Origin of the sequence: Aquabacter sp. L1I39 (genome assembly GCF_017742835.1) — a bacterium.
Lineage (GTDB): Bacteria > Pseudomonadota > Alphaproteobacteria > Rhizobiales > Xanthobacteraceae > L1I39.
Genome location: NZ_CP072392.1, coordinates 1779957 through 1794767, shown reverse-complemented (window position 1 = coordinate 1794767; position 14811 = coordinate 1779957). Strand labels below are relative to the sequence as shown.

11 protein-coding genes are annotated in these 14811 nt (G+C 66.8%); 2 read left to right on the top strand and 9 right to left on the bottom strand.

Translation table 11 applies throughout. From position 1 onward, the window contains the following. Positions 1-143: 143 nt before the first annotated feature. The 4 genes from J5J86_RS07775 to J5J86_RS07760 form a co-directional block, all read right to left on the bottom strand. Positions 144-2816: a bifunctional acetate--CoA ligase family protein/GNAT family N-acetyltransferase gene (locus tag J5J86_RS07775; protein ID WP_209104322.1), complete on the bottom strand. Its 2673-nt coding sequence runs from the start codon at positions 2814-2816 to the stop codon at positions 144-146. A 147-nt stretch (positions 2817-2963) separates the two neighbouring features. Further along, positions 2964-3386 carry a response regulator transcription factor gene (locus J5J86_RS07770; RefSeq protein ID WP_209104321.1) on the bottom strand — a complete coding sequence of 141 codons (423 nt, stop codon included), beginning with the start codon at positions 3384-3386 and terminating at the stop codon, positions 2964-2966. Between the two features lie 139 nt (positions 3387-3525). Beyond that, positions 3526-4158, bottom strand: coding sequence for a response regulator FixJ (gene fixJ / locus J5J86_RS07765; protein ID WP_209104320.1), 633 nt, complete (start codon positions 4156-4158; stop codon positions 3526-3528). Continuing rightward, positions 4151-5659 carry a PAS domain-containing sensor histidine kinase gene (locus tag J5J86_RS07760; protein ID WP_209104319.1) on the bottom strand — a complete coding sequence of 503 codons (1509 nt, stop codon included), beginning with the start codon at positions 5657-5659 and terminating at the stop codon, positions 4151-4153. Before J5J86_RS07760 ends, fixJ begins: the two co-directional genes overlap by 8 nt. A gap of 161 nt (positions 5660-5820) precedes the next feature. On the opposite strand from J5J86_RS07760, the gene J5J86_RS07755 reads away from it, so the two are divergent. After that, positions 5821-6528 carry a helix-turn-helix domain-containing protein gene (locus J5J86_RS07755; RefSeq protein ID WP_209104318.1) on the top strand — a complete coding sequence of 236 codons (708 nt, stop codon included), beginning with the start codon at positions 5821-5823 and terminating at the stop codon, positions 6526-6528. Positions 6529-6585: 57 nt separating this feature from the next. Here the strand turns inward: J5J86_RS07755 and hemN are convergent, their stop codons facing one another. The 5 genes from hemN to htpX form a co-directional block, all read right to left on the bottom strand. Next, positions 6586-7998 carry an oxygen-independent coproporphyrinogen III oxidase gene (gene hemN, locus J5J86_RS07750; protein ID WP_209104317.1) on the bottom strand — a complete coding sequence of 471 codons (1413 nt, stop codon included), beginning with the start codon at positions 7996-7998 and terminating at the stop codon, positions 6586-6588. Between the two features lie 62 nt (positions 7999-8060). Next, on the bottom strand, positions 8061-9650 hold the full coding sequence (gene purH / locus J5J86_RS07745) for a bifunctional phosphoribosylaminoimidazolecarboxamide formyltransferase/IMP cyclohydrolase (protein WP_209104316.1): 1590 nt from the start codon (positions 9648-9650) through the stop codon (positions 8061-8063). A 57-nt stretch (positions 9651-9707) separates the two neighbouring features. Beyond that, a complete protein-coding gene (locus J5J86_RS07740; protein WP_209104315.1) occupies positions 9708-11459 on the bottom strand; it encodes a heparinase II/III family protein in 1752 nt (583 codons plus the stop codon). 117 nt (positions 11460-11576) lie between these two features. Further along, the gene (rsmB, locus tag J5J86_RS07735; RefSeq protein WP_209105304.1) at positions 11577-12908 is read right to left on the bottom strand and encodes a 16S rRNA (cytosine(967)-C(5))-methyltransferase RsmB; all 1332 of its coding nucleotides are present in this window, start codon (positions 12906-12908) and stop codon (positions 11577-11579) included. 116 nt (positions 12909-13024) lie between these two features. Continuing rightward, the gene (gene htpX / locus J5J86_RS07730) at positions 13025-13960 is read right to left on the bottom strand and encodes a zinc metalloprotease HtpX (RefSeq protein WP_209104314.1); all 936 of its coding nucleotides are present in this window, start codon (positions 13958-13960) and stop codon (positions 13025-13027) included. 293 nt (positions 13961-14253) lie between these two features. Here htpX and J5J86_RS07725 point away from each other — a divergent pair, with 293 nt between their 5' ends. Further along, positions 14254-14811: a NifU family protein gene (locus J5J86_RS07725; protein WP_209104313.1), complete on the top strand. Its 558-nt coding sequence runs from the start codon at positions 14254-14256 to the stop codon at positions 14809-14811.

The window sequence follows — 14811 nt, the reverse complement described above, 5'->3', positions numbered from 1 at the left end:
GCATTTCGGAGCGAAGTGGGAATCGGTCTGCGTAAAGGAACAGCCTGAAAACAGGGAAATAGAGCGCTGCGGTATTTCCATGAAATGCTGAAGCGCTCTCAGTCCGGCATAGACGGTTCTTCTGCGGATCACATCTGAGACTATCATTCCACCAGGGGCAGGTTGACGCGCACCACGGTGGGGTCGTCGCTGCCAGCGGTGATCTTGAAGCCAAGATCCTCCGCCATGTGCAGCATGGGCAGGTTTTCGCGCAGCACGTCCCCGAAGATCCGTCTCAGTCCCTTCTGGCGCCCATGGTCCAGGATGCGTGTCATGAGCTGGAACCCGAGACCTTTCCCCTTGCTGTCCGAGCGCACCATGATGGCATATTCGGCCGCCTCATTGTCGGGATCGGCGATGATGCGCACGACCCCCAATACCTCCCCATCCTTGTTCTCCGCCACCAGCGCCATTTCCCGGTCATAGTCGATTTGCGACAGGCGGGCGGCCATGAGGTGGGGGAAGTCCTTCACCGAGCCAAGGAACCGCATGCGCACGTCGCGCGGGTCTGAGCGCCGCACCATGTCTACCAGTTGCGGCTCGTCCTCCGGCCGGATGGGCCGCACCAGCAGCACCTGGCCGTCGGTCAGGGTGATGGAGCTGGTCAGCTTGGTGGGATAGGGACGAATGGCAAATCGTTCCGTGCCGATACCCTTCGTGGGATGCACAACGATGCGGGCGTCGAGTGCGATCACCCCCTGCGCGTCCGCAAGGAGGGGATTGATATCCAGTTCGGAAATCTGCGGCAGGTCACCCAGCAGTTCCGAAATCTTGATCAGCGTCGAGGAGATCGCCTCCATATCGGCGGGGGGGCGATCCCGGTAGCCCGCCAGAAGACGGGCGATGCGGGTGCGCTCGATCATCTCGCGGGCCAGCACGCCGTTCAGCGGCGGTAGGGCCACGGCACGGTCCGCGATCACTTCCACCGCAATGCCGCCCTCCCCGAACAGAACCACAGGCCCGAAGGTCGGATCATTGGCGATGCCGGCAATCAGTTCCTGGGCATGGGGGCGGTTGATCATCTCCTGAACCGTGAAGCCTTCAATTCGGGCAGCGGGCATGCGCTCGGCGACCGTGAGGAGCATCCCACGGGCCGCCTCCTCCACACCTGCCGGACTGCGCAGATCCAGCCGGACCCCGCCCACGTCCGACTTGTGCGTGACGTCGTGGGACAGGATCTTCAGCGCCACCGGCTTGCCAATCTCCGCCGCGAGCCGCCCCGCCTCCTCGGGTGTGCGGGCGATACGGGTGTCCACGGTGGGGATGTCATAGGCCCTGAGCACCTGCTTGGCCTCGAACTCGGTGAGGGCGCTGCGCCCCTCATCGATCACCGCCTGGACGATCTGGCGCGCCCGGTCCCGGTCGGGTTCGTCGAAGGTCCTGGCGGGGGGCGTCTCCATCAGGGCGGTCTGGTTGCGCTGGTAGGAAACCAAGTGATTGAAGGCCCGCACCGCCTCGTCCGGGGTTTCGTAGGTGGGCACCCGGCAGGCGGCGAAGCTCTGGCGGGAGGCGGCCACCGCCGTCTCGCCCAACCAGCAGGTCAGCACCGGAGCCCGTCGGCGCTTCGACACCACTCGGATCACGGCATCTGCGGCCTCCGAGCTGTCGGCGACCGCCGTAGGGCAGTTCAGAACCAGCGTGGCGTCCGAATTGGGATCCTCCAGGAGGACGGACAGGGCGTCCTCGTAGCGTTTGCCCGGAGCATCGCCGACGATGTCCACTGGATTGGCGCCGGACCAGGTGGACGGCAGGACGCCATTGAGCTTGGTGATGGTCTCTGGCGCGAGGGTGGCAAGCCGGCCCGGCGTGCCTTCGATGGCATCGGTGGCGAGGACACCCGCGCCGCCACCATTGGTCAGGATGGTGAGGCGGTCTCCCTGAAGGCGGATACCGGAGGACAGGGTGGTGACCGCCTCGAACAATTCCCGCAGTTCGTACACGCGCAGCATGCCGGCACGTCGGAAGGCGGCGTCATAAACGATATCGGCGCCGGCCAGTGCCCCCGTATGGGATAGCGCGGCCTTGGCGCCGGCTGCGCTGCGGCCCGCTTTGATGACGATGACCGGCTTCGCGCGTGCCGCGATGCGGCCTGCGGACATGAACTTCCGGGCGTCCGTGACGCTCTCCACATAGAGCAGGATGGCCCGCGTGGTGTTGTCGAGGGCGAGGTGGTCCAGGAGGTCGCCGAAATCTACGTCGGCCTTGTCGCCCAGAGAGATGACGTGGGAGAAGCCGACCGAACGGGCGCTCGCCCAGTCGAGCACGGTGGTCGCCATGGCGCCCGATTGGGTGACGAAGGCCACATCCCCCTTGCGCGGCATCAGATGGGCATAGCTGGCATTGATGCGCGGCCCGGTGGAAATGAAACCGAGGCAGTTGGGTCCGACGATGCGCAGGAGATGGGGGCGCGCCGCATCCAGCATGCGCTGGCGCAGTTCCTTGCCCGAGGCGCGGTCCTTTTCCCCGAACCCGGAGGTGATCACCACCGCAGCGCGGCAGCCCTTCTGCCCGAGATCGGCGATCACCTGCGGGATCTCATCCGGGGGCGCGGTGACCACGGCGAGGTCCACGGGGATGGGAAGCTCGGCCACGGAATTGTAGTTGAGCGAGGAGCGGATCGCGCGCTCCTTGGGATTGACGGTCAGGATCGGCCCCTCGAACCCCGCTTCGAATAGGTTCCGGGCGATCACGGCGCCGATGGAGCCCGGCCTATTGCTGGCGCCGACCAAGGCGATCGCGGAGGGATTGAAGAGGGCGTCCAGATTGCGGGTGGTCATGCGCCGGCCTCGCCTGGTCTGTGTCGCGCGGGGGCGCGACGTGGAACGCGGTTCATCGGGCGTGCCCCAGGGTAACACGCCATCCGTGTGTCTGTTTCTCGGTTTTGCTGTTTTAAGCCGTCCCGCGGGTCCGGGCGGGCGCCGCTCTCAGGCTGAAAGCCCGCCAGCCGCCTCGCCGCCGCGCGTGAAGCTGTCGCGCACCGCCTCGCTCAGGGCGTTGTTCAGGAGCGGCTTTTCAATGATGGCAACGCCCGCCGAATGGGCGCGGCGGCGCACATTGGCGGTGGGCTGGGTGGTGATGAGAATGGCCGGGAGGGAGACATGGCGGTCGCTCAGCTCGCGCAGCAGGTCGAGGCCGTTCACGCCGGGAAGATAATAGTCGACGATGAGACAGCCCCGGCTCGGAAGGTCCTTGGCCCGCAGCAGTTCGTCCGCATTGGCATAGGTACGGACGTTGAAGCCTTCGATCTCAAGCGAAAACTTGAGCGAACCGCGAACAGCGGGGTCGTCGTCGATGACGAGAACGACCCCCCCGCCGGATGTGCCGCTCTCGCTCTGGACCACAGGCATTTCTAAAATCTCCCACGAGCTGCTCGTGGGATCGCGCAGTCGGGCTTTGGGGACTATCCCTTCTGACGGTAAGTGGGGCCTTGAGCTAGATCAACAGGCCTTTGCAGGTGACCTTGGGGCAAATGCGTATGACCTTACGTCAGCCTTTGGGCGAGACATGGACCCCGATTCCCGCCAAGAGCGCCATTCGCACCAACTCCGAAAGGCTGGCCGCCTTCATCTTGGTCATGACATTGGCGCGGTAGACCTCCACCGTTCTCGGGCTGATGCCGAGGTCGTAGGCGATGGTCTTGTTGGCATGGCCGGCCACCAGATACTCCAGCACCTGGTGTTCGCGATGGGAGAGCGTGCCGATGCGCTCTTCAACATCCTCGCGGACAGCGTCGACCTTCTGGTTCTCCTCGGCCCGCGAGAGGCAGGTGCGGATGGCTGCAAGAAGCGCCTCGTCGTCGAATGGCTTTTCCAAGAAGTCCGAGGCGCCCAGCTTCATGGCCTCCACCGCCAGCGGCACGTCCGCATGGCCGGTGACGACGATCACCGGAATGCGGCAGCCGGCATGCTCCAGCTTCTGGAGCAGCTCCACGCCGCTGAGCCCGGGCATGCGCACGTCGGTGATGATGCAGCCCGCCTTTGCGGGAATGCCCGCCTCCAGGAAAGCGGCGGCGGAATCGTGCTGCTTCACGTCGAAGCCGTTGGTGGCGAGCAGGAATGCGAGCGAGTGCCTCACCGCATCGTCATCGTCGATGACATGAATGAGTTGCGTGTCAGGCATCGTCCTCTCCCTCTTCCCGCACAGTGCGTAGCGTGAAGCAGAAGACAGCTCCACCCTCCGGATTGGGCTCCGCCCAGATGCGCCCCCCATGGGCCTCGATGATGGTTCGCGAAATGGACAGCCCCACGCCCATGCCATGTGGCTTCGTGGTCACGAACGGCGTGAACAATTGCTGGGCCATCTCTTCGGTTAAGCCATGCCCGGTGTCGGAAACGGTGACCGACACCATGTCGTCGGCGGCGGGGGCCGTCTGCACGGTCAGCCGCCGCACCGGGGCTTCCATCATAGCTTCTACCGCATTGCGCAACAGGTTCAGAAGCACTTGCTGCACCTGGACCTTGTCCGCGAGCACCTGGTCGCAGGTGGGATCGAAATGGAAGCGGACCTGTATGCCGTATTCCTTTACACCCACAAGGGCAAGTGCGCTTGCCTCTTCCACCAGCTTGGCGAGGCTCTCGACCCGGCGCTCCGTCTCGCCGCGCGAGACGAAATCGCGCAGGCGACGGATGATCTGGCCAGCGCGCAATGCCTGTTCGGCGGCCTTGTCGAGGGCGCCCTTGAGCATCTGTGAGGTGCTGTCCTCGCTGGCGTCCAGCAGGCGGCGGGAGCCCTTCAGGTAATTGGCAATGGCGGACAGGGGCTGATTCAGTTCATGGGCGAGCGTCGAGGCCATCTCGCCCATGGCGGTCAGGCGGGAGATATGGACAAGCTCCGACTGCAGCTCCTGCAGGCGCGCCTCGGTCTTCTGGCGCTCCGTTAGATCCCGGATGAAGCCGGTGAAGAATCGGCCCGAGGAGGAGCGCATCTCGCCGACCGCCAGCTCCATGGGAAAGGTGGTGCCGTCCTTCCGCTGGCCCACCACCACACGCCCGATGCCGATGATCCGCCGCTCACCCGTGGACAGATAACGACCCAGGTAGGAATCGTGAGCGTCCCTGTGCGGATTGGGCATCAGGATCGACACATTGCGCCCCACCGCCTCGGACGAGGAGAAGCCGAACAGGCGTTCCGCCGCAGTGGAGAAGGACTGCATGTTGCCCCGCTCGTCGATGACGATCATGGCATCCGGCACCGTGTCGAGGATCGAGGAGAGGTGTGCCTCGCGGGCGAGCAACGCGCGGTCGCGGGCGGCGGCATCGAAGCGCGTCCGCCGCAGCCTCTCGCCGAGGATCGCAGTGCCGAGGCCTGCCACCAGGAGCAGAGTGAGGACCGACCAGTCTACGGGGACGGGATCGGAGCCGGTATTGGCGAGGAGAAGCAGGCCGAGCACGCTAACCATAAGCGCGCCGATGCCAGCTGCAAGGCCGCGGGTGCCCACCAGGACCACAGCCAGCGTGCACAGGAGCGCGGCGTGCGAGCCGAAGGGCGGCATTTTCAGGATGCCGATAACGCCGGTCACTACCGTCGCGGCAGCCACCCCGATCACGGCGCGCAGCACCGTGGGGGGCAGGAAGCCGGACGCAGCTTGAGATAACGACGTATCGTTGGATCGGAAACTCATGCGGCCCCAGCTGGATCGCTACCTGCAGTCGTGAGGCACGTTAGCACGCACTTTGCGACTAGGGGATATTACTTAAGGAGGCAGACGTAAGGGTTCAATCCGAATTTCGCCTTTCCAGGCAAGGGACTATCCCTTTCGACGTCCTGATGGAGACCGCTCCGATGAACGTCCACGTCGCCCCCCTGTCCTCGCATAATGCGCTGAATGCCCGCGGCGAAGTTCGGTGGGGAGAGGCCGTCGATGTCTCTCGCGCTGCTGACTTGGTCAGCAGCCTGGGCGCCGTCGTTCAGGTTGCCCGCAATTCCGAGATTTTCGGCGAGGATGAGCCCGCCGAGCACATTTATGTGGTCCTGTCCGGCGTGGTGCGGATCTGCAAGTTGCTCGGAGATGGTCGCCGCCAGATCGAGGCCTTCTGCCTCCCGGGCGACGCCTTCGGCTGGGAGCGCGGTGCCACCAACCGCTTCTCGGCCGAGGCGGTGAACGAATGCCGCCTCGCCCGGGTGAAGCGCTCCATCCTGTTTGCCCGGGCTTCCGACGATGCGGAACTTGCCCAGGCACTTTGGGCCCTGACCTTCGCCGAACTTCATCGCGCCCAGGATCACCTGCTTCTCCTTGGCCGCAAGACTGCCCAGGAGCGCGTCGCGGCCTTCTTGCTCGATCTCGCCCGCCGCTCCGCTTCCGGTCACGAGCCGGCCGCCGAGGTGGTTCTTCCCATGTCCCGGCAGGACATTGCCGACTATCTCGGGCTGACCATCGAGACCGTCTCGCGGACTCTCACATCGCTCGAAGAGGCGGCCATCATCGCCCTCCCCTCTTCGCGCCGCGTCATGCTGCGCGACCGCCATGCCTTGCGGCGCCTCGACTCCTGAGGCGCTCTGCGATCCAAGCGTTTTGTACCCGCGTAACTGCGTCACTTCCTCCCCACCTCATACCGCCGCCGAATGCCGTCGAGGCTCGGCGGCGTTTTCTTTCGCCCGGGGGAGATAGGCGTCGAACACTGCGCAGACCACGCGGGTGAAGGCCCGCGCTGCCTCGGGAATGAGAATCACGGGGCCGCTGATCTCGACCAAGCCATCCGCCTCCAAGGGGGCGAGCGAAGCGCGCTCGGCGTCGAAGGTGGTGAGCGAGACGTCGTGACGGGTGCAGACGGCGTCGAGGTCCACCCTCAGATCACACATCAGACGCTCGATCACGTCCCGTCGCAGACGGTCCTCGGCCGTGAGCGCCCGCCCGCGCGCCACGGGCAGGAGACCTTCGGCCACGGCCTTGTGCCAAGCGGGCGTGGCGGTGACATTCTGCACATAACCTTTGGGTAGAGCGCCGATGGAAGACGGGCCAAAGCCCAGCAGAGCCGGTGCATCGTCGGTGGTATAACCCTGGAAGTTGCGCTTCAGGGCCCCCGCCTCCGCCTTCGTGGCAAGACTGTCGTGCGGGCGAGCGAAATGGTCGAGGCCCACCGACACATACCCGGCCTCATTGAGCATGCGGGCGATCAGGCTCGCCTGGTCGAGCCGCGCGGAGGGGCCGGGCAAGCAGTCTTCGGGAATGAGAGCCTGGTGGCGCTTCATCCAGGGGACATGAGCATAGCCGAATACGGCGATGCGGTCCGGCTCCAGCTCCAGCGCCGTACGCACCGTACGTGCCACGGTCTCGACCGTCTGGTGCGGCAGCCCGTAGATGAGGTCCAGATTGATCGAGGGCACTCCGGCGGCCCTCAACCAGGCAGCCACTTGGGCCGTCTCTTCGAAGCTCTGCATCCGGCGGATGGCCTTCTGAACGTCGAGCTCGAAATCCTGGACGCCAAGGCTGACACGGTTCACGCCGTTGCGCGCAAGCGCGGCGGCCTTACCTTTATCCATGACTCGCGGGTCGATCTCGATGGCGATCTCGGCCCTATCCCTGATGTCGAAGACGGACCGCAAGCGTGTCATGACGCGGGTGAAGTCGGCATCCGACAACATGGTGGGCGTGCCGCCGCCGAAATGGATATGGCGGGCCGAAAGCCGGTGGGGCAGCCGCTGAGCCACCAAGGCGATCTCGTCCAGCAGCCGGTCGGTGAAGGCTGCGACGGGGGTATAGGTGCGCGCGACGCTGGTCTGGCAGCCGCAATAAAGGCACAACTCGGCGCAGAACGGCACGTGCAGGTAAAGGGAGACATCCGCGTCCGGGGGCAGCGCCGCCAGCCATTGCGCATAGACGCCAGCATCCACCTGCGGCCCGAAATGGGGCGCGGTTGGATAGCTCGTATAACGGGGCACCGGGCCGCCATAGCGCGCCAGGAGATCCTGTGCGGAGAGGAAGGCAGGCGCGGAGCGGGGGGCAAAGGCGAGCGCGGTCATGAATTCTTCATGCCGCGCCCGCCGGTGCAGGGCCTTGATTCAGGACAACAAGCCTTGTCCGCTCAGTGCTTGAAGTGACGCACCCCGGTGAAGACCATGGCAAGGCCCGCCGCGTCGGCGGCGGCGATCACTTCCGCATCGCGCATGGAGCCGCCCGGCTGTATGACGGCGGTGGCGCCCGCCTCCACCGCCGCCAAGAGGCCGTCGGCGAAGGGGAAGAAGGCGTCGGATGCCACAACCGAGCCCTTGGTGAGCGGCACGGAGAGCCCGGCCGCCTCGGCCGCATCCTGCGCCTTGCGGGCGGCAATGCGGGCTGAATCCACGCGGCTCATCTGGCCGGCGCCGATGCCAACGGTGGCAAGGTCCTTGGCATAGATGATGGTGTTGGACTTCACATGCTTGGCAACCCGGAAGGCGAAGCGCAGGTCCAGCAGCTCCTGCTCGGTGGGCGCGCGGCGGGTGACCACCTTCAGCTCCAGGTCGTCGGCACTGACATTGTCGCGGCTCTGCACCAGCAGTCCGCCGGCCACCGTGCGCACGTTGAGCCCCTCGGCGCGCGGATCGGGAAGGCCGCCGGTGACGAGCAGGCGCAGGTTTTTCTTGGCGCCGACAATGGCGATGGCCTCCTCGGTGGCGTCGGGGGCGACGATCACCTCGGTGAAGATCTCGGTCATCAGACGGGCGGCGGCCGCGTCCAGGGTGCGGTTGACGGCGATGATGCCGCCGAAGGCGGAGACGGGGTCGCAAGCCAGCGCCTTGCGATAGGCCTCTTCCAGGCTCGCCCCTTCGGCGACGCCGCAGGGATTGGCGTGCTTGACGATTACCACCGCCGCCGAGCGGGCGGGATGGAACTCGCCCACACACTCGAAGGCCGCGTCGGTGTCATTGATGTTGTTGAAGGAGAGCTGCTTGCCTTGCACCTGCCGGGCGGTGGCGACGCCGGGGCGCTGCTCGCCCGTGGCATAGAAGGCCGCCTTCTGGTGGGGGTTCTCGCCGTAGCGCAGCTCTTCCAGCAGCTTGCCGCCGAAGGCGCGATAGGTGGGCGCGCTCACATCCACCTGGCCCGCGAACCAGTTGGAAATGGCGGCGTCATAGGCGGCGGTGCGGGCATAGGCGGTCTGGGCGAGGCGGCGGCGCAAAGCGAGCGTGGTGCCGCCATGCAGTTCGATCTCCTTGATGACGGCCTCGTAGTCGGCCACATCCACCACAACGGCCACGTCATTATGGTTCTTGGCCGCGCCGCGGATCAGCGCTGGCCCGCCAATGTCGATATTCTCGATGGTCTCGTCAAAGTCGGCACCGCGCGCCACGGTGGCCTCGAAGGGATAGAGGTTCACCACCACCAGGTCGATGGGAGCGATGGCGTGCTCGGCCATGGAGGCCTGGTGGCCGGCATCGGCGCGGATGGCCAGGATGCCGCCATGCACCTTGGGGTGCAGCGTCTTCACGCGGCCATCCATCATCTCCGGGAAGCCGGTCAGCTCGGCCACGTCCAGCACCTCAAGTCCCGCCTCGGCCAGCGCCTTGCGGGTGCCGCCGGTGGAGACGAGCTGCACGCCGGTCTTCGCCAGCGCGGTGACGAACGGGATCAATCCGGCCTTGTCGGACACCGAGATGAGGGCGCGGGTGACGGGGCGGATATCGACGGTCATGGAGGCACTCCGAACTGGATCGGGGCTCGCCCTATCACGTCCGGCGGTGCCTCGTCATCAAGCTCGCGCGGCGGGCCCCCTGATGGGCGAGGGTCGCACGGAGGGCGCCTCGCGGGTGCGCACGAAGGTCCAGAGCAGCCGCGGCGTCTCGGCCAGATTGCCTGAGAGAGCCAGTTGGAGCGTGCGCCGGGGGCCGTCGGGGGCCGCCAGATACACGCTCTCCTCCACATTCACCATCTGGTTCGGCGCCACGAAGGCCCAGGCTTCTCCGCCGGGAACCGTAAGCAGAACAGTGCTTTGGTCGTCCAGCCGCTCCACCGTGATGGCCGGGTGCAGATGGAAGCGGGCGCCGAAGCCCACCGCCGGCAGAGCCGCCTCGGGTCCCGTGGTGGAGCGGAACACGTCTTCTCCGTCCAGCCGCCCCCCTTCGCCATCGAGCCGCCAGGAGCGCTGGTGAATGACGCCGAACGGCTCTGCATAACCGTCATGGCTGGCCCGCAGCATGATGGTGCCCTCGCGGCTGCCCCGCTGCACGGGCACGTTCTTCGGGCCGGAGACGATGGGAATGCCCACCATCCGCGACAGGCGCCCCTCGCCGAAGAAGCGGCAGGAGGACGTGTCCCCGATGACCACCGTGGAATGGGCAGCCGTGGCGCGGGCCACTTGGCGCCAGCGTTCGCGGTTGATTTCCGTCATCCCGCAATTGACCACGATGCGGTGCCGGCCGGACGACATCTCGAAGGCCAGGCAGCTGGCGTGTGCCTCCTCGCTCGCCGAGAGGGGCGGCGGGGCGCCGGTATCGACGATCACCACCGTGCCCCGCGATTCCATGCGCTGGAAGCCGGCATGGGGCGCATTGGCGACGGGCGCACCCCGGGCATCGTCATAGGCCAGGATGGTGGCGAGCTGGTCCGCCGCCGTGTGGCTCATGCCGTGGAAGAGCGAGAAAGCCCCGTCGCCGTGCCGGAAGAAGCGCAGCATGGGCATCATGCGGTCGATGGCGTTCATCAGCGCCGGGGGGGCCGGCTGGTTGCGGGCGGCAAAGGCGTGACGGAGCGGCAGGAGGTCCAGCAGCAGCGCGATGAGCATGCCCGGGCTGCGCGTGAGCGGGCCGCCATCGGGCAGGATCTGCCGGTCCAGTTCCTCTACCAGCCGCTTTTGGGCGGCCCGGAGCAGGCGCGACTGGTCGGACATGCACAGGCCCGCGAAGACCAGCGCGATCAGGGCAATAAGGCGGGGATAGCCATCCGGTGCCTCGCCGGAGGCGCGCCGCAGATGCCGCACCTGGCGCGCCAGGCTCTTCATAAATCGGCGATAGAAATCGTGATCCGCGTCCTGGAGGATGAAAGGCGCCTGGGTGAGCCAGGAAATGATGCGCCGGGCCGTCACGTCCGGCCGGGCGGCCGCGTTGCGCGCAACGCCGGTATTGCGGATCCAGTCGCCCACGAGAGCCCGGGCATTGGCGCGGGCAATGGTGGTGCCCGCCGCACGCAAGTGGCGCAGCCAGCCGAAGCCGTGCAGCACCTCGGCCCATTCCTCGGAGGGCGGATCGATCTCGAACGGCGTGTGCCCCTCGAGCATGGCGATCTTGCCGGCAAAGGCGAAACGGCCGGCATAGATTTCGCTGGCGCGGGTTGGGTCGCCGGTGCGCAGGTCCTGGGGCGCGATGAGCAGGCGCTCCGGCACCGGGACGCTCACCTGGCCGAGCGCCAGCGGAGCGGCGGGCGCGCGGGCCAAGAGCGAGCGCCAGGAACGCCCGACGAGATAGCCCGCCAGGCGCACGCGTTCTGCCAAGGCTCCCCGTGTCATGCGTCCTGCCACCCCTGCCCGCGTGCCGTCCTTCGGAAGGCGAGGCTCGCGGCAGCCGTCCCAGGGCATGGCACCCCCGGAAAGGGGGCGCCCAGTCCTGAAACGGGCAAAGCCGGATCAGCCGCGCTTGCGCAACCGGGCCGCGAAGAAGCCGTCAATGCCCGATAGCTCGGGCCTCGGCGCGGACCAGTCCGAGGGAAGTGTGCGCAAATCCCCTTGAGGAGTGATGAATTTTTCGATGCCCGGAAGCGCATTCTTGTCGAGGGGCGCACGCTCCACATTCGGGTTGCGGGCAAGCAGCGCCTCCACCTGGGCCTCGCCCTCCTCCGGCTCGAGCGAGCAGGTGGAATAGACCAGCACCCCGCAGGGGGCCAGAAGGCCCGCCGCACGGTCGATGAGCCGGCTCTGGAGCGCGGCGAGCGTGGCAATGTCTGCCGGGCTCTTGCTCCACGCCACGTCCGGATGGCGGCGCAAGGTGCCGGTGGCCGAGCACGGCGCGTCCAGCAGGATGGCGTCGAACGGCTCCGTTTCGAAAGTGGTGGCATCCGCCTGGACCACGCGGGCGGCAAGGCCCAGGCGGGCGAGATTTTCCTTCAGGCGGGTCAGGCGATCGGCGGAGCGATCAACGGCGGTGACATCCGCGCCGGCTGCGGCGAGCTGGGCGGTCTTGCCTCCCGGTGCGGCGCACAGGTCCGCCACCCGCCGACCCTGCACCTCGCCCAGAAGGCGCGCCGGCAGGGCCGCCCCGGCATCCTGCACCCACCATGCGCCCTCTTCAAAGCCGGCAAGGGCGCGGATGGGGCCGGCATTGGCGAGGCGCACGGTGCCGGTGGGCGTCAGGGTGCCGCCAAGGGTCTGCGCCCAGCCCTCGGGATCGGACTTCACCGTCAGGTCGAGGGGCGGCTCATGCAGGAGCGCTTCGCAGATGGCGCGCGTGGCGTCCGCGCCATAGGTGGCGGTCCAGCGGGCGCGCAGCCAGTCCGGCGTGTCGAGAAGCTGCGGCGCCACCTGCGCCAGGAGATCCTGCCCCTCGCGGGTCAGGCGGCGGAGCACCGCATTGATAAGGCCGGCAAAGCCGCCGGTGGAAAGATCGTGCCGCGCCACTTCCACGCTCAGCCCCACGGCCGCGTGATCGGGGACATCCATGAACAGGATCTGCGCCGCGCCCACCAGCAGAATGGTTTCCACCTTCGGGGCGGAGCGGGGCGTGCCTCGCTCCAGCAGCATGCCGAAGATGGCGCGCAGCGTTCCCAGCCGCCGCAGGGCCGTGGCGACGATGCGATAGGCCAGCGCGCGGTCGCGCGGGTCGAGGCCTGCGGCGGCTTCCAGGGCCTCTTCGAGGGGCAGGCCGGCCCGCAGGATGCGGTCGAGCGCATCTGCGGCGACGAGGCGCGCGGGCAGGCCGGAGGGCGGCGGACGCCGCGAGGCGTTGGAAGATGGGGATTTCATGAGCGGCAGGTAAGCCAGGCCGGAGAGATTTGCAAATCCGGCCACGGCAGGCCGGGGCGAGAGGGGGCTGCCAGCCTCGTCCCGGTGGGAAAAGACCGGGCTTTTGCCAGGAGGGATCAACCCCACGGGCCGCGCCGCCCGCCGCCGTTCCAAGGGCCGGCGGTCCGGGGGGCAGGTCCGAAGCCGCCGCCGCTCATTCCCAGCCCCATCTGCCGCGCCAGCTCCTGCAAGGCCGCGATGCGGTTCTCGGTGGCCGGATGGGTGGAGAAGAGGCCGTCCATCCGCTGGCCGGACAAGGGATTGATAATGAACATGTGGGCGGTGGCAGGGTGCGCCTCGGCTTCGTAATTTCCCACCTGATGGGCGATGCCCGCGATCTTGGCGAGCGCCGAGGCCAGGGCCAGGGGCTGGCCGCAAATCTCAGCGCCGCCGCGATCGGCCTCATATTCCCGCGAGCGGGAAATGGCCATCTGCACCACCATGGCGGCGAGCGGCGCCAGTATGACCATGAGAATGGTGCCGATGGCGCCGAAGGGCGAGCCGTTCTCCCGATTGCCGCCACCAAACAGCAGGCCGATATTGGCCAACATGGAAATGGCACCGGCAATGGTGGCCGTGATGGTCATGGTCAGCGTGTCATGGTGCTTGATGTGCGCCAGTTCGTGGGCCATCACGCCCGCCACCTCGTCGCGGGTGAGCGTGCGCAGCAAGCCCGTGGTCGCGGCCACGGCGGCATTCTGCGGATTGCGGCCGGTGGCGAACGCATTGGGCTGGTCATTGTCGATGATGTAGACGCGGGGCATGGGCAGGTCCGCCCGGCGGGCGAGCTCGCGCACCATGGCAACGAGGTCCGGCGCGGTGCGCTCATCCACCTCCCGCGCGCCGTACATGCGCAGGACCAGCTTGTCCGAGTTCCAATAGCTGAACAGGTTCATGCCCGCGGCGATGACCAGCGCGATCATCATTCCGCCCTTGCCGCCGATGGCGAAGCCCACGGCCATGAACAGGGCGGTCAAACCCGCAAGCAGGATGGCCGTCCGTACGTAATTCATTCCTCTCTCCTTCGGCGGCAAAGGCTCAAGCGGATGCCGCGCCGTTAAGGATGGGGATCGCGTTCTTGCGGTTCAAGTCTTCGCGCCCTGAGCGGGAACAAAAGAAGATTGCTGGGCAAGCAGCGATTCGGACTGCTCCCGTTCCCTCTTCGATCTTGCCTTCTCTCGGCGTGTGTCCCGCGCTGGCACATGATCGGGATGGTGCGGCGACCCTTTCCCTGAAGCCCAGCCATGCCTATCTTCCCGGTGACGTGCGGTTCTGCCGCCATCCCCTTGAAGGATGTGAGATCAAAATGTTCATCCAGACCGAGGCGACGCCGAATCCGGCGACCCTGAAATTCCTGCCCGGACGGACTGTCCTGGGCGATGGCACCCTCGAATTGCGCAGCCAGAGCGAAGCGGAGCGTTCGCCCCTGGCCCAGCGCCTGTTCGAGGTGAACGGTGTGAACGGCGTATTCCTGGGGTCCGACTTCATCACGGTGACCAAGGCGGGGGGAGACTGGGCGCACCTGAAGCCCGCCATTCTCGGCGCCATCATGGAGCACTTCATGTCCGGCGCGCCCGTGCTTGCCGAGGGCGTGGCCGCGAGCGAGGACGGCGACGAGTTCTTCGCCGCCGAGGATGAGGAGATCGTCGACACCATCAAGGAACTGATCGAGACGCGCGTGCGTCCGGCGGTGGCCAATGATGGCGGCGACATCACCTTTCGCGGCTTCAAGGAAGGCGTCGTCTACCTCAACATGAAGGGCTCGTGCTCCGGCTGCCCCTCTTCCACGGCGACGCTGAAGAACGGCATCGAGAATCTGCTGCGTCATTTCGTGCCGGAAGTGGTCGAGGTACGCCCCGTCTGA

What these genes read in the sequence shown, in the direction of transcription:
- rsmB (WP_209105304.1), bottom strand. Translation starts at nt 12,908, where the DNA reads ATGAAATCCCCATCTTCCAACGCCTCGCGGCGTCCGCCGCCCTCCGGC.
- J5J86_RS07775 (WP_209104322.1), bottom strand. Translation starts at nt 2,816, where the DNA reads ATGACCACCCGCAATCTGGACGCCCTCTTCAATCCCTCCGCGATCGCC.
- J5J86_RS07725 (WP_209104313.1), top strand. Translation starts at nt 14,254, where the DNA reads ATGTTCATCCAGACCGAGGCGACGCCGAATCCGGCGACCCTGAAATTC.
- J5J86_RS07755 (WP_209104318.1), top strand. Translation starts at nt 5,821, where the DNA reads ATGAACGTCCACGTCGCCCCCCTGTCCTCGCATAATGCGCTGAATGCC.
- J5J86_RS07760 (WP_209104319.1), bottom strand. Translation starts at nt 5,659, where the DNA reads ATGAGTTTCCGATCCAACGATACGTCGTTATCTCAAGCTGCGTCCGGC.
- J5J86_RS07770 (WP_209104321.1), bottom strand. Translation starts at nt 3,386, where the DNA reads ATGCCTGTGGTCCAGAGCGAGAGCGGCACATCCGGCGGGGGGGTCGTT.
- hemN (WP_209104317.1), bottom strand. Translation starts at nt 7,998, where the DNA reads ATGACCGCGCTCGCCTTTGCCCCCCGCTCCGCGCCTGCCTTCCTCTCC.
- J5J86_RS07740 (WP_209104315.1), bottom strand. Translation starts at nt 11,459, where the DNA reads ATGACACGGGGAGCCTTGGCAGAACGCGTGCGCCTGGCGGGCTATCTC.
- purH (WP_209104316.1), bottom strand. Translation starts at nt 9,650, where the DNA reads ATGACCGTCGATATCCGCCCCGTCACCCGCGCCCTCATCTCGGTGTCC.
- htpX (WP_209104314.1), bottom strand. Translation starts at nt 13,960, where the DNA reads ATGAATTACGTACGGACGGCCATCCTGCTTGCGGGTTTGACCGCCCTG.
- fixJ (WP_209104320.1), bottom strand. Translation starts at nt 4,158, where the DNA reads ATGCCTGACACGCAACTCATTCATGTCATCGACGATGACGATGCGGTG.